The sequence below is a fragment of the Hymenobacter sp. genome (assembly GCF_036388155.1).
Taxonomy (GTDB): Bacteria; Bacteroidota; Bacteroidia; order Cytophagales; family Hymenobacteraceae; genus Hymenobacter.
Genome location: NZ_DASVSI010000039.1, coordinates 1 through 13,547, shown reverse-complemented (window position 1 = coordinate 13,547; position 13,547 = coordinate 1). Strand labels below are relative to the sequence as shown.

The following is a 13,547-nucleotide window of genomic DNA, read 5'->3' as shown; positions in this document are numbered from 1 at the left end:
GCTGGCCAGGGTTTTATATTCTTCGCCCGCCGGGATTTCAACGAGGCAATAATCAGCCGGCAAATGCGGTTCGAGCAGCGGCAGGCAGCGGCGGGCGGTGTTGGAGTCCACCAACACAAACACGCGGCTCACGGCCGGCCGGTACAGCAGCTCGGCCAGCGCCGGCAAGGCGTCGGGCCCAATGATAACATTAGATTCCATGGTGCGAAAGCTACGGTTGGGTAGGCGGCTTAACGCTCATTTTTTACGAAGCCCTGGTCCGTCAGCTTTAATTGAGTTATGTCCAGCCCATACCGGTTTTTAAACAATGTCGCCACAGCCTTCTGATAGGGAATTAGTCTGCCGCTTTGAAACAGCTTTTCCACAGTTCCTACTTTCCCCCACTCATCAAGAATCAGCATGTTTTGCAGTTTGAACTGTTCGCCTACCTGTGCCCATCCTGCGGGGGTGGTCATTTTCGGATGGTGGGCCAGCACACCTGCCACCTGTGCCCGTACAGCACGGCTTCTCGACACATTAATGACACCGCTTGGGTCCCATAAGTCGTTGATTATCCGGTAGCCCAGCAGCATAAATGATGCCACCACGTCGGCCGCGTTATTTTCTTGCAGACCGGTGCCCTTATTAAGCAGCCCATATCCTTTGTTGTAATCGGCACCGAGAATATCCTTTGCCAACAGTGGATTTTGGGGCTTAATATGTTTTACGTAATTGACCACTACCTGCTGTTTTAAGGCTGGTGTTGGGGTGTATGAAAAGGAAGCCGGGGAGGCGGGGCTGCTTTGGGCAGAGCGGTTTATGTTTTTAGTCGAGGGAATCGAACGGTCTGTAATTGTGCTCATATCGAGGGCCATCATCCATTCCTGAGCCCTGGCGCTCAAGGCTGCCAACAGGGAAGCAGCAATTAGCAGCATATTCAGCAAAGGCTTCATAGGAGGAAAAAAGCAGAAGCGTGAAAGTCAGCCGGCCGTAAATCGAGGAACCAGCTTAAATTTATTAGACACCTGTGAGCGGCAATACAACACCGCCTACAAGCCCGGCCCTATGTGCTGGATGCCGTCTACCTGCGGGCGGCCGTTCAGCACTTCGGTCTGCTTGCGGATGCTTTCCAGGTGAATGAGCTTGTAGAGCTCGGCCACGAACTTGTTGTTGACGTTCAGCTTGTCGGCCCACTCGGTGCGGGTGTTGAAGATTTCCTGCCACCGGTCGAGTTGCAGGATTTTGACGTTGTTTTCCTTCTTGTACTCGGCCAGCTCTTCCACCAAGGCCATGCGGCGGGCCAGGGCCTCCACAATCTCGCGGTCGGCCACGTCCATCTTCAGGCGCAGCTCTTCGGCTTTGTTGAGGTATTCGGCGTTGTTGGAAGAGCGGTAGCGGTACTGTAGCTCGTTCAGAATCTCGCCCAGGCGCGCGGGCGTCACCTGCTGCTCGGCGTCGCTCAGGGCGTGGTCCGGGTCGGGGTGCGATTCGATGATGAGGCCGTCATAATCCAAGTCGAGGGCCTTCTGGGCAATGGGCAGCAGCAAGTCGCGCCGGCCCCCAATGTGGCTGGGGTCGCAGATGAGCGGGATACGCGGGAAGCGCGTTTTCAGCTCGATGGGCAGTATCCAGGTGGGCGCGTTGCGGTAGCGGCTGGGCGCAAACGTGCTGAAGCCCCGGTGAATGGCCGCCAAATCCGTGATGCCGGCGCGCTCCATGCGTTCCAACGCGCCGGCCCACAGGGCCACGTCGGGGTTCACGGGGTTTTTCACCATCACGGGCACGCCGGTGCCGGCCAGGGCGTCGGCCAGCTCCTGCACCGCGAAGGGGTTGACGGTGGTGCGGGCGCCCACCCACAGCACGTCGATGCCGTGGCGCAGGGCGTCTTCCACGTGGCGCGGCGTGGCCACCTCGATGGTGGTCGGAATGCCGGTTTCGGCCTTCACGCGCTGCAGCCAGGGCAGCGCAATGGCGCCCATGCCCTCAAACGAGCCCGGCCGGGTGCGCGGCTTCCAGATGCCCGCCCGAAATAAATCAATCTTGCCCAGGGCTTTCAACCCGTGCGCGGTGGCGAGCACCTGCTCTTCGGTTTCGGCCGAGCAAGGGCCGGCAATGAGGAGGGGCTGACCCTTTTGGGCCAACATGCGCGTGAAGAACGTATTAGGAACGGGAGGCATTAGAAGGAAGGCAAATGAAGCCGCCGCTCGGCCCACTGCCGAAAAGCCCGACAAACGTAACTCGTTTCCACGAAACGTTGTTTACAGATTACCTTCGCCGCCCTTACATATCCTGGCCCAATTCCCACCTCCTAGCCCTTACTATATATGTCTCCCGCCGTCCCAACCCAGGCTCCGCCCATTTCCTTCGAAGACACCCGCGTGGCCTTCGCTTCCAAGTCCGATGCGCAGTTGCGCAAGGTTTACGCCCTGTTTGCGGCCATGAACAACGGCGGCTTGGTGAAAACCGGCAGCGGCCTGATGAAAACGGCCCTCAAGTGGGGCATTCCGGGCACCAAATTCCTCATCAAGCACTCCATCTTCGAGCAGTTCTGCGGCGGCGAAACCATTGCCGAGTGCCGGCCCGTCACGGCCGAGCTGGGCAAGTACAACATCGGCACCATCCTCGACTACTCGGTGGAAGGCGAAGGCAACGACCGCAGCTACGACCGCACCCGCGACGAAGTCCTCGCCACCATCGACGAGGCCAAACGCTCGGCCCACATCCCGTTCTCGGTGTTCAAAGTAACCGGCGTGGCCAACGTAGCCATTCTCGAAAAGATTCAGGCCGGACAGCTGCTCACGAAGGACGAGGAAGCCGCCCACTCCCGCGCGGTGGCCCGGGTAGAAGCCCTGTGCGCCCGCGCCCACCAGCACGGTGTGCGCCTGTTCGTAGACGCCGAGGAAAGCTGGTTTCAGCACACCATCGACTTGCTGGCCTACGACATGATGGCCAAGTACAACCGCGAAACGGCCATTGTCTGGAACACCTACCAGCTCTACCGCCACGACCGGCTCGAGGCCTTGCAGGCCGCGCACCGCGCCGCTGTAGAAGCCGGTTATTTCATTGGGGCGAAGCTGGTGCGCGGCGCCTACATGGAAAAAGAAGCCCGCGTGGCCAAGCAGCGCGGCCAGGCCAACCCCATCAACCCCAGCAAGCAGGCCACCGACGACCTCTACAACGAGGCCCTGCGCTACTGCGTGGACCACGTCGACCACATCAGCATCTGCGCCGGCACGCACAACGAGGACAGCTCCCTGATGCTCACGCAGCTTATGCAGCAGGCCGGCCTGGCCCCCAACGACCCTCGGGTGTGGTTTGCGCAGCTCTACGGCATGAGCGACAACCTCACCTACAACCTGGCCAATGCCGGCTACAACACGGCCAAGTACCTCCCCTACGGCCCCGTGGACGCCGTGATGCCCTACTTACTACGCCGGGCCGACGAAAACACCGCCATCGCCGGCCAGAGCAGCCGGGAGTTTCTGCTGGTTCAGAAAGAAATTCGCCGGCGTCAGGGCAGATGATGCGCGCAATTCGGGGCTAAGATTTGTGAAAATGGCCCCGCTTTAGATTTTAGGAACGATTGTGGTAGGGGCCGGGCCTCTTGGTGGCGAAAGGGAAATTCAATGTGCAATTATTAGCTGCACTATGTAGCTAAAATTCACTAATTTTCAGCCCCAAAACGGTTTTTCGCTTATTTTACATCCTATCATGATTGCTCGCATTCGCACCTATTTGATTCGTTATTCACGCATACAATCCGGAACCGTGAGTTACCTCACGCTGGTACAGGAAGCCGAGTTGGGGCTGAATTTGGAAATTTCCCACGAAAAATCCAGGCTCAATGAAATGCTGGCGGAAATATCCATGGCCGAGCACGAAGAGGGCCGTCCGCCGCTGAGCTGCTTGGTCAAAGTACAGGGCTCAAAAGGGCAAGGCGACAACTTTTATAAATTGTGCGAGAAAATGGGCATGGGCGAATGGCGTAGCCTCAAGCAAAACGAAGATTTCTTGAAAGACTTGATTCACGAGTGCCGTGAATTCTGGCGCGACGAAGCCAATTATCAACAATTCGCGTGATATTCATTTACACCTAGGTTACGAAGCTTGGCGCTGGAGGCGTGGGAGTAGGAAGAGGGGAAAAGTTGGAAAACGAACGAGATGTAACCTCTACTGAGGCGGCTCCGTTAAGGACTTCAACTAACCCATCGGTTGGTTTTTCCCTTCCACATTTTTCAATCCTTCCACCATGAATACCAACGATTCGAACAACCCGCAAAATACCGGTACTGGCGCAGGCGCTAACTATGGCACCCAAACCACCGGCACCGGTTTCGGCAACAGCACGGGCCTCAGCAACGAGAGCACCAGCTACAACGCCGGCACGGGCGCCGACAGCGGCACGGGCGTTTCTAATACTTCCGGCGCTTCGCTGGGCAACGTAAACAACACAACCGAAGGCGACGACTTCAGCGCCACGGCCAAAGGGGCCTCGGTAGCTGGTACGGCTGGTGCCGTGGTAGGCCGCGGCATTGACGGCATCCAAAACACCGCCGACCACGCCGCCCACGCGGCAACCGGCCAGTCGTACGACTCGACCCCCAGCACCAACATGACCGGCATGTTCCGCGACCGCAGCAGCGCCGAGAAGGCCTACCAGTCGCTCTCGTCGCGTGGCTATGGCAAGGACGACGTGAACCTGCTGATGTCGGACGAAACCCGCAAGACGCACTTTGGCGATGACACTGCCCACACCGACCTCGGCGACAAAGCCATGGAAGGTGCTGGCGTGGGTTCGGCCATTGGCGGTACGGCCGGTGCCATCATCGGTGCCATCGCCGCCATTGGCACTTCGGTAGCGCTGCCCGGCTTGGGCCTGATTATCGCCGGTCCGCTGGCAGCGGCTTTGGCCGGTGCCGGTGCCGGTGGCCTCACGGGCGGCCTGGTAGGCGCCTTGGTGGGCTCGGGCATTCCCGAGGAGCACGCTGCCGAATACGAGCAAGGCATCAAGAGTGGCGGCATCGTGATGGGCGTGAAACCCCGCAACGAAGAGGACGCCAAGTACTTCGAAGAGGAGTTCCGGCGCCACAACGGCGACAAGATTTACAAGTACTAATCTTGCCTTTGGGCTTCGGCCCGAATAGATTGAAAAAGCCTTTCCCGTTTGGGAAAGGCTTTTTTATTGCAACCTTCGCCCGGCCGAGTTGGTCTGTATGGAAGCTGAAGCACGGCGCAAAAATGCGGGCACTTATTTCACCCGCGTGGGCGTTTAAAACGTAAGCAAAGAGGCTCGGCACGGCTTTGGCCCGTCCGTATATTTGATTTTCATCCCCCGAATTATTTTCCTGCAATGTTATTTCCCCGCTTGAAAGTCGGCCTGTATGCCTTTTTGGTGACGGCTGTGTTTGTTCTGGCATCTTACCGGTTGTTCCGCCGGGCCGACTCGGCAGTGCCGAGTAAGGACCAAGTGTTGATTGGCCTCATGCTGAGCGGGCTGAGCTCGCAGCACTACCAGCCTGAACGGATTGACGACGCTTTCTCGAAACGGGTGTTTGACCTGTATCTCAAGAACCTCGACTACCGCAAGCAATTCCTGCTGGCTTCGGACGTGGAGCAGCTGCGCCGCTACCAAACCCAGATTGACGACCAGGTGAAGCGCGGCACCCGCGAGTTCCTCGACCTCAGCAGCAAGCTGATGACCGACCGCACCAAGGAAATGCAGGGCCTGTACCGCGAAATCCTGGCCAAGCCCTTCGACTTCACCACCGAAGAAACCTTCCAGACCGATTTCGAAAAAGCCGCCTTCCCCGCCGACAAAGCGGCCCAGCGCGAGCAGTGGCGCAAGCTGCTGAAATACGAAACCCTGCGCCGGGTGTCGGAAATGATGGACGCCCAAGCCAAAGCCAACGAGCCCAAGCCCACCGGCGCCACCGCCGCGCCCAGCGCCGCCAACCCCGCGGCTCCCACCGCCGCCGAGCCCGCCCGTACCCCGGCCCAAATGGAGGCCGAAGCCCGCAAGCGGGTGCTGAAATACTACGACGCGCAGTTTCAAGACCTCAACGAGGTGGACGCCAACGACCGGTTGTCGACCTACGCCAATACCATTGCCAACACCTACGACCCCCACACCGAGTACTTCGCGCCCAAAGCCAAGGAGGATTTCGACTACGAAATGACCGGCCGCTTTGAAGGCATCGGCGCCACGCTGCGCGAGAAAGAAGGACTGATTTACGTCGACGAAATCATGCCCGGCTCGGCTTCGGCCCGGCAGGGTGAGTTGAAAAAAGGCGACGCCCTGCTGCGCGTGGCCCAGGGCGCGGCCGAGCCGGTGAGCATCGAAGGCTGGCGCACGGCGAAGGCCGTAACGCTCATTCGCGGCAAGAAAGGCTCGGAAGTGCGCCTCACGGTGAAAAAGCCGGACGGCAGCACCAAGATTATTTCCATCATCCGCGACGTGGTGGTGGTCGATGAGAAATACGCCCAGTCGTCGGTCATCACCGACAAAGGCCAGAAAATTGGCTACCTGCGCCTGCCCGGCTTCTACGCCGACTTCACCGACAACGGCGGCCGCAACTCCTCGGACGACGTGAAGAAAGAGTTGGCCAAGCTCAACGCCGAAGGCGTGAAGGGCCTGGTGATGGACCTGCGCTTCAACGGCGGTGGCTCGCTCACCGACGCCGTGTCGATGGCGGGCCTCTTCATGGAAGCCGGCCCCATGGTGCAGGTACGCGACAGCCAGGGCCGCACCCAGGTGCTCACCGATAACGACCCCCGCGTGCAGTACAGCGGCCCGCTCGTGATTCTGGTGAACAAGTACAGCGCCTCGGCCTCCGAGATTTTGGCAGCGGCGGTGCAGGACTACAAGCGTGGCATTGTGATGGGTTCGACCAGCACCTACGGCAAGGGCACCGTGCAGCGCATTTTCGACCTCGACGAAGCCCTGCCCGCCGAGCTGAACAGCGTGAAGCCGATTGGCTCGCTCAAGCTGACGACCCAGAAATTCTACCGCGTGAACGGCGGCTCGACCCAGTTCAAGGGCGTGGTTTCAGACATTGTGGTGCCGGACTTGTATTCGTACCTCGACGAGGGCGAAAAGGAAATGGACTACCCGCTGAAGTGGGACGAGATTCAGCCCGCCCGCTACCGCCCCTGGGACTCGCCTCCCGCCATCGAGAAGCTGCGCGCCAATAGCAAAGTGCGCGTGGCCGCCAACCCCAGCTTCAAGGTGATGGACGAGATGGTGAAGAGCATGCGCAAGCGCAAGGACGAAACCACGGTTTCGCTGAAGCTGGCCGCCTACCGCGCCGAAGAGCAGCAGTCGAAAGCCATTTCGGACCGCTACGAGGCGGCCCAAAAGACGACCACCTCGTTGGCCTTCTCGCCCCTGTCGACGGAAGTGCGCGCCGCTGCTGGCGACACCGTAAAGCTGAACCGCGCCGCCCGCTTCACCAAAGGCCTGAACAAGGACATCACCATCAGCGAAGCGGTGGCCGTGATTCAGGACGAGCTGAAGCAATAAGGTCCGCGCCGGCACTTGGCGCTGCCTGCTGGTAAGCGGCCAAGAAGTTGCAAGGAAAAGCCCCCGTTCCATTTGGAGCGGGGGCTTTTTTCGGCACGTTTTTGAATTGACAACCTGGTTAGTAAATCGTCTTAGTATATTATTTTTTAATCAAGTAACAATTAATCATGTAACGCATTGTAAATCAATACAAATAATCTTAGTAAAATTTGACAAAAAAGTTAGTAATTAGGCAACTAAAACGAGGCCAATTGCTGTTTACTCATCATGAAGACTACAGAGGAAACCCGCATCATCCCGCTCAATCCGCAGATGGAGGCCATCGGCGAGGAGCAACAGCAGAAGCTAGCTGATGAAACCTGGCGCAAATCCATCCCAGCGCAGGTTTTCCTCAACTATTTCTTCGCTATCAACTATCACATTCAAGAGAACGACGACGTGCTCGGCGGCCTCCAGAACTTGCCCTTTTTCCGCAGCCACAGTGCGGAGCTGAACGACGCCGACGTGGCGACGCTCAACAAGCTGTTGCACACTAGCTGGAGCACGGAGTACGCCCTGCGTGCCACCGCCGAGCTGGGCGACGACAACTTCCTGCGCAACGCCCTCCACTGGACGTTCCCGCAGGCCTACCACGCCATCCTGTCGAGCTTGCAGGCTTTCCTGTACACGACCGGCGTGCGCAGCAACAACGGCCAGCTGATTCGCCGCGAGGTGGGCCGGCTAGTGGTGAAGAACGCCTACCCGCGTCCGGTGTCGTTCTACGCGGCCGGCGCTTACGGCGACTTCAGCATTCACCGCTTGCCGCTAGCGGGCTACAAGGCCGGGCTGCACATTGCCAGCAAGGAGATTGACGCTCAGGCCCAGGTTGGCCAGTTCCTGCGCACCACGCGCAAGATGAAGGCGCAATGGACCCGCGCGCAAGTGCAGGCTAACCCGAACACGGCCATCCGCAGCCAGAAGACGGGCCGCCCCCTGGACAAGTGGACGGCCGCCCATTGGCAGCAGATTACTTGGCGCCTGGGTTACACCACCATCTTCGACTTGCTGGGCCGCCTGCGCATTTCGCAGACCAGCCGCGAGATTGAGCGTTACGTGGAGGCCGACATCGACTTCCGCCTGTTCCATACCTCGCTGCTGAACATCGTGAGCTACCTCAACGGCGTGCACGAGACCTACGTGGCGAAGGCCCTGGGCCTGGAGCGCTACCGCCAGCTGGTGGCCGAGCTGCCCGTGCATTTGCAGGCGGGCTTCGTGCAGGACCGGTTGCGCACCCGCGTCGAGCCGGTGCTGGCCCCCACGCCGCCCACGGCCCCGGCCATTGCCGCCGAGGCTCCGCAGTACCGCTTGGCTGCCTAAGCCATCGCAACATCTGGCGCTTTTCGCCGGTTTTGTTGAAGCAAAGCCGCTCCGGTTTCGGAGCGGCTTTTTTCATGCCGTACTTTTGCGGTTCACTTTAATTAACCACCTCCCTGCTTGCCTAGGCAAACAGACCGATTTTCGGCTGAATCAACCGTCCACGAAATCCGTGGAATCCGAAAAATCCGCACGAATCCGTGGTTCAGACACCCATATGCAGCACCTCAGCGAACAAGAAATCCTGCGCCGCCAAAAACTCGAAGAACTGGAGAAATTGGGCATTGAAGCCTACCCATCGGAGCTGTTTGACGTGACGTTTTACGCCAAGGAGATTCACGACAACTACCACCCCGAGTTGAACAACTTCCAGGAAGTGACTTTGGCGGGCCGGTTGATGTCGTCGCGGGTGATGGGCAAAGCCTCGTTTGCGGAACTGATGGACACGTCGGGCCGCATACAGCTGTACGTGAACCGCGACGAAATCTGCCCCGGCGAAGACAAGACGCTTTACAACGTGGTGTTCAAGAAACTGCTCGACTTGGGCGACTTCATCGGTGTGAAAGGCCACGTGTTCAAAACGCAGGTGGGCGAAACTTCGGTGCACGTAACGGAGCTGAAGCTGCTGGCCAAGGCATTACGCCCCCTGCCCGTGGTAAAAACTCATAAAGATGAAGCCACCGGTGAGGTAACCACTTACGACGCCTTCACCGACCCCGAACAGCGCTACCGCCAGCGCTACGTGGACCTGGTGGTGAACCCCAGCGTGCGCGACACCTTCATCAAGCGCACGCAGCTGGTGCAGTCGATGCGGAATTTCCTCAACGACAAAGGTTACTTGGAAGTGGAAACGCCCATTCTGCAGCCGCTGTACGGCGGCGCGGCGGCGCGGCCCTTCACCACGCACCACAACACGCTGGACATGACGCTGTACCTACGCATTGCCAACGAGTTGTACCTGAAGCGCCTCATCGTGGGCGGTTTCGATGGCGTGTACGAGTTCAGCAAAGACTTCCGCAACGAGGGCATGTCGCGCTTCCACAACCCGGAGTTCACCCAGATGGAGCTCTACGTGGCCTATAAGGACTACGCCTGGATGATGGACTTGGTGGAAGAAATGGTAGAGCGCGTGGCCCAAACCCTGCACGGGAAAACCGAGGTACAAGTGGGCGACAACGTCATCAACTTCCAGCGGCCCTGGCAGCGCTACACCATGTTCGAGGCCATTGAGAAGTACACCGGCAAGGCCATTGGTGAGATGGACGAGGAAGCGCTGCGTGCCACTGCGCAGGAGCTGAACGTACACCTCGACCCCAGCATGGGCAAAGCCAAAATCATCGACGAAATCTTCGGTGAGCACGTGGAGCCCAAGCTCATCCAGCCCACGTTCATCACCGATTACCCGGTGGAAATGTCGCCGCTGGCCAAGAAGCACCGCGACCGTCCCGGCATGGTGGAGCGGTTCGAGGCCATTTGCAACGGCAAGGAAATCTGCAACGCCTTCTCGGAGCTCAACGACCCCATCGACCAGCGCAAGCGCTTCGAGGACCAGTTGGAGCTGGGCAAGCGCGGCGACACCGAAGCCATGGTGCTCGACGACGACTTCCTGCGCGCGTTGGAGTACGGCATGCCGCCCACGGCCGGCCTGGGCATCGGTATCGACCGCCTGAGCATGATTATGACCAACTCGCACTCCATTCAGGACGTGCTGTTCTTCCCGCAGATGAAGCCGGAGAACGTGCAAAAGGAAAAAGCCGAGAAAGAGGAGAAGTAAGCATCTCGCCCGTCCTACCGAAAAAACGTCATGTCGAGCGCAGCCGAGACATCTCGCCAGAGGCAGTAATTCGATTGTAAGAAAAGAGTTACTACCACACGCGAGATGTCTCGGCTGCGCTCGACATGACGTTTTCGATTGGCAAGATGATGGCCCCTAAAATCGAAAAGCCCCACACGAAATGTCGTGCGGGGCTTTTCTTTTTATAATCGTCTTACCCTTCAAACCGCTGTTTTTACGAGAAGCTTGCGATGGACACGTCTGATTTTACTACTGAGTTGTTTAACCAATTTCAGTAGAAGCTCCTACGGTCGGCAATTTTACAAGTAATACGTTTCGGCCTTCTTTCAAGGCGATTATGTTGGTTTTTACGGGGGTGTTAAGGGGGAGGTTACAAAGGCGCGAAAAAAAGTAAAAATATTTTCGCGGCATTGACTTAACTACCTATTGGCCACCGCGGTGGCGAGCGGTGTCGCCGAAGCCGTCGTAGTCGGGGTCGGCGTTGTGGTCGTGGGCGGTGGACACCGAGCCCGTGCCGAGGCCTTGCAGCAGCCGGTCGGCAGCCTGCTTGTCTTCGCTCACGGCGGCGTCGGGGTTGCTCTGGCCGGGAGTTTCGCCCTGCACCTTGGCCAAGGTATCCTTCACGAGTTTGCTGAGGTCGCCGCCCCATTTGGTGGCGGACTTGCGCAGGTTGGAACGGGTTTCGTCGCCGGTTTCGGGAGCCAGGAGCAGGCCGGCCACGATGCCAGCCGTGGCACCGGCCAGCAGCGAGAGAATGACTTTGCCTTTGTCGTCTTGCATGGGGGATGAAGTGAAGGGTGCAGGAAATGGTAACATCTAATTATTCCATAACGGGAAACGGTACCGACTTGTTGGGCACAAAAAAGCCCCGCGTCTTGCAACGCGGGGCTGATTGGCAAGTGACGGCGAGGCGTCGACTTACAAGTCGTTCAGCAATTTGGTGATTTCGGCTTTGCTTTTGCCGAGTTTCTCCTGCAGGCGGCCCACCAGCTGGTCGCCCTGGCCTTCGGCGTAGGTCAGGTCTTCGTCGGTGAGTTGGGCGTACTGCGATTTCAGCTTGCCTTTCGACTCGTCCCAGTTGCCTTTGATTTTGAGGCTGCTGCCGGGCAGGGTCACGCCGAGGTCTTCGAGTTTGCCGGCGTATTCTTTGAATTTAGCTTCGAGGTCGGAACCCAGCTTCGTGGCTTGCTCGCCGAGCTGGCCGCTGTATTTGGTGGCAACGCCTTTCCAGTTTTCGCGGGTAGCAGTGCCTTTGTCGGGGGCCAAGAGCATGCCGGCAATGATGCCAGCGCCGGCACCGGCGAGAGCAGCTAACAGAATTTTACCGGCGTTGTTGTCTTCTTCGTGGTACGACATGGTAATGGGTAATGAAGGGTGAATGGGGGTGAAGGTTCTATGCTAGAGGAAGCGCGGCCACACATGCAAAAATATAAATTCTGCGTTGTTGCCACGTTTGGTCTGGCTGCCTATACGAAGCACGTCGCCAGGGGTTGAGGTTAGCGGCAAATTTGTGCGCAGTCAGCGCGTTCCGGCCCCTGCACTGGAGCTCGGGCCGTGCGGGTACGGACGGCGCTCCGTAGCTTCGCCCGTTCCAATTTGGCTGCTATGAAAACGTCTTCGGTGCTATTTATTGCTTTGCTTCTTGCCTCGGCCTGCCAGCGCAAGCCGTCGCCAACGGCCGTCGGCGACTGCATCGACGCCAGCAAAATCAACCCAGAGGGCATTTGCACGATGGAATACAACCCCGTGTGCGGCTGCAACGGCCAAACGTATTCCAACCCCTGCACCGCCCGCAACGCCGGCGTGCGCACCTTCACGAGCGGCCCCTGCCCCGAGCGCGGCGCCAAGTAAGCCGCGCGTCGATGGCCGCCAAGGACGACTACCGCGACTTCTGCCTCACCGCGCCGGACGTGCCGGTGTTTGCGCAGGCCTGGTATTTGGACGCTTGCTCGACGGGCGGTGCCTGGGACGTGGTGCTGGCCCGCGACGCGGGCCGAGTGGTGGCGGCGCTGCCGTTCTTCTACAAGCAAAAGGGCCCGTTCCGCTACGCCACCATGCCGCCCTTTGTGAAGTGGCTGGGCCCCTACCTGCTGCCGGAGTTTCGGGGCGTGCTTAAGAAGGAGCACGTGCTGCTGGAGGAGTTGCTGCGGCAATTGCCTGCGCTGGCGGCTTTCAAGCAGAACTTCTCCCCTGCTGTCGCGAACTGGCTGCCGTTCTACTGGCAGCAGTACCGCCAAACGACGTACTATACCTACCGCCTCCACGGCTTGCAGGATTTGGCGCAAGTAGAAGCGGGACTCAATCGCAACATTCGGCGCAACATTCAGAAGGCCCGGGAGCAAGTGCGCGTGGTGCACAACCTATCCATCGAGCAGTTCTACCAAGTCAACAAGCTCAGCTTCGACCGCCAGGGCTTGGCCATGCCGTATTCCTGGGCGCAGTTTGCGCAACACGATGCGGCACTGGAGGTCAACGGAGCCCGACAGTTGTTCTTTGCCGTGGACGCGCAGGGGCGCATTCATTCGGCTGCCTACCTCATCTGGGACAAGCAGGCGGCCTACTATCACCTTTCCGGCGACGACCCGGCTTTGCGCGGGAGCGGCGCGGGCATCCTGCTCATTTGGGAAGCCATTCGCTACGCCAGCGAAGTGCTGGGCCTGCCTTGCTTCGATTTCGAGGGCAGCATGCTGCCGGCGGTGGAACGCATTCGCGTGCAGTTTGGCGCGGTGCAAACGCCGTATTTCTTTGTGTGGAAATACACTTCACGTGCCTTTGAGCTGCTAGAGAAGCTGAAGCCGTAGTGCACATGAATTCAAGAACGTCATGTCGAGCGCAGCCGAGACATCTCGCGTGTGGTAGCAACTCAATCGTTGAACGATGCGAGCGAGATGTCTCGGCTGC

The 13,547-nt window shown here is 58.9% G+C and carries 12 protein-coding genes and 1 pseudogene; 8 read left to right on the top strand and 5 right to left on the bottom strand.

All coding sequences use genetic code 11. The features are described 5' to 3' along the window. From VF629_RS05930 to VF629_RS05920, 3 genes and pseudogenes are all read right to left on the bottom strand, one after another. Nucleotides 1-201 (bottom strand): annotated as a pseudogene (locus VF629_RS05930) (3-dehydroquinate synthase); the annotation flags it as partial. Between the two features lie 29 nt (nt 202-230). After that, nucleotides 231-932: a hypothetical protein gene (locus VF629_RS05925; protein WP_331057537.1), complete on the bottom strand. Its 702-nt coding sequence runs from the start codon at nt 930-932 to the stop codon at nt 231-233. A gap of 96 nt (nt 933-1,028) precedes the next feature. Then, nucleotides 1,029-2,156, bottom strand: a complete 1,128-nt coding sequence (locus VF629_RS05920; protein ID WP_331057536.1) for a chorismate mutase — start codon at nt 2,154-2,156, stop codon at nt 1,029-1,031. 147 nt (nt 2,157-2,303) lie between these two features. Between VF629_RS05920 and VF629_RS05915 the strand changes: the two genes are divergently transcribed. The 6 genes from VF629_RS05915 (at nt 2,304) to lysS (ending at nt 10,625) form a co-directional block, all read left to right on the top strand. Further along, nucleotides 2,304-3,503, top strand: coding sequence for a proline dehydrogenase family protein (locus tag VF629_RS05915; RefSeq protein ID WP_331057535.1), 1,200 nt, complete (start codon nt 2,304-2,306; stop codon nt 3,501-3,503). A 187-nt stretch (nt 3,504-3,690) separates the two neighbouring features. Then, the gene (locus VF629_RS05910; protein WP_331057534.1) at nt 3,691-4,059 is read left to right on the top strand and encodes a hypothetical protein; all 369 of its coding nucleotides are present in this window, start codon (nt 3,691-3,693) and stop codon (nt 4,057-4,059) included. A gap of 541 nt (nt 4,060-4,600) precedes the next feature. Further along, nucleotides 4,601-5,095, top strand: a complete 495-nt coding sequence (locus tag VF629_RS05905) for a hypothetical protein (protein ID WP_331057538.1) — start codon at nt 4,601-4,603, stop codon at nt 5,093-5,095. 234 nt (nt 5,096-5,329) lie between these two features. Then, complete coding sequence (locus tag VF629_RS05900) at nt 5,330-7,498, top strand: carboxy terminal-processing peptidase (RefSeq protein WP_331057533.1); 2,169 nt, start codon at nt 5,330-5,332, stop codon at nt 7,496-7,498. Nucleotides 7,499-7,765: 267 nt separating this feature from the next. Continuing rightward, nucleotides 7,766-8,854: a hypothetical protein gene (locus VF629_RS05895; protein WP_331057532.1), complete on the top strand. Its 1,089-nt coding sequence runs from the start codon at nt 7,766-7,768 to the stop codon at nt 8,852-8,854. A 214-nt stretch (nt 8,855-9,068) separates the two neighbouring features. Beyond that, entirely contained in the window at nt 9,069-10,625 is a 1,557-nt protein-coding gene (gene lysS / locus VF629_RS05890; RefSeq protein ID WP_331057531.1) for a lysine--tRNA ligase, read from the top strand. A 444-nt stretch (nt 10,626-11,069) separates the two neighbouring features. Here lysS and VF629_RS05885 read toward each other — a convergent pair whose 3' ends face one another. Continuing rightward, nucleotides 11,070-11,426: a YtxH domain-containing protein gene (locus VF629_RS05885; protein ID WP_331057530.1), complete on the bottom strand. Its 357-nt coding sequence runs from the start codon at nt 11,424-11,426 to the stop codon at nt 11,070-11,072. A 138-nt stretch (nt 11,427-11,564) separates the two neighbouring features. Next, nucleotides 11,565-12,002, bottom strand: a complete 438-nt coding sequence (locus tag VF629_RS05880; RefSeq protein ID WP_331057529.1) for a CsbD family protein — start codon at nt 12,000-12,002, stop codon at nt 11,565-11,567. Between the two features lie 249 nt (nt 12,003-12,251). Here VF629_RS05880 and VF629_RS05875 point away from each other — a divergent pair, with 249 nt between their 5' ends. Together VF629_RS05875 and VF629_RS05870 are read left to right on the top strand one after the other, a co-directional pair. Continuing rightward, the gene (locus VF629_RS05875; protein ID WP_331057528.1) at nt 12,252-12,497 is read left to right on the top strand and encodes a Kazal-type serine protease inhibitor domain-containing protein; all 246 of its coding nucleotides are present in this window, start codon (nt 12,252-12,254) and stop codon (nt 12,495-12,497) included. 11 nt (nt 12,498-12,508) lie between these two features. Continuing rightward, complete coding sequence (locus tag VF629_RS05870; RefSeq protein ID WP_331057527.1) at nt 12,509-13,447, top strand: GNAT family N-acetyltransferase; 939 nt, start codon at nt 12,509-12,511, stop codon at nt 13,445-13,447. The last annotated feature ends 100 nt before the right edge of the window (nt 13,448-13,547 follow it).

What these genes read in the sequence shown, in the direction of transcription:
- VF629_RS05905 (WP_331057538.1), top strand. Translation starts at nt 4,601, where the DNA reads ATGTTCCGCGACCGCAGCAGCGCCGAGAAGGCCTACCAGTCGCTCTCG.
- VF629_RS05925 (WP_331057537.1), bottom strand. Translation starts at nt 932, where the DNA reads ATGAAGCCTTTGCTGAATATGCTGCTAATTGCTGCTTCCCTGTTGGCA.
- VF629_RS05915 (WP_331057535.1), top strand. Translation starts at nt 2,304, where the DNA reads ATGTCTCCCGCCGTCCCAACCCAGGCTCCGCCCATTTCCTTCGAAGAC.
- VF629_RS05880 (WP_331057529.1), bottom strand. Translation starts at nt 12,002, where the DNA reads ATGTCGTACCACGAAGAAGACAACAACGCCGGTAAAATTCTGTTAGCT.
- VF629_RS05910 (WP_331057534.1), top strand. Translation starts at nt 3,691, where the DNA reads ATGATTGCTCGCATTCGCACCTATTTGATTCGTTATTCACGCATACAA.
- VF629_RS05885 (WP_331057530.1), bottom strand. Translation starts at nt 11,426, where the DNA reads ATGCAAGACGACAAAGGCAAAGTCATTCTCTCGCTGCTGGCCGGTGCC.
- VF629_RS05875 (WP_331057528.1), top strand. Translation starts at nt 12,252, where the DNA reads ATGAAAACGTCTTCGGTGCTATTTATTGCTTTGCTTCTTGCCTCGGCC.
- VF629_RS05920 (WP_331057536.1), bottom strand. Translation starts at nt 2,156, where the DNA reads ATGCCTCCCGTTCCTAATACGTTCTTCACGCGCATGTTGGCCCAAAAG.
- VF629_RS05870 (WP_331057527.1), top strand. Translation starts at nt 12,509, where the DNA reads ATGGCCGCCAAGGACGACTACCGCGACTTCTGCCTCACCGCGCCGGAC.
- lysS (WP_331057531.1), top strand. Translation starts at nt 9,069, where the DNA reads ATGCAGCACCTCAGCGAACAAGAAATCCTGCGCCGCCAAAAACTCGAA.
- VF629_RS05900 (WP_331057533.1), top strand. Translation starts at nt 5,330, where the DNA reads ATGTTATTTCCCCGCTTGAAAGTCGGCCTGTATGCCTTTTTGGTGACG.
- VF629_RS05895 (WP_331057532.1), top strand. Translation starts at nt 7,766, where the DNA reads ATGAAGACTACAGAGGAAACCCGCATCATCCCGCTCAATCCGCAGATG.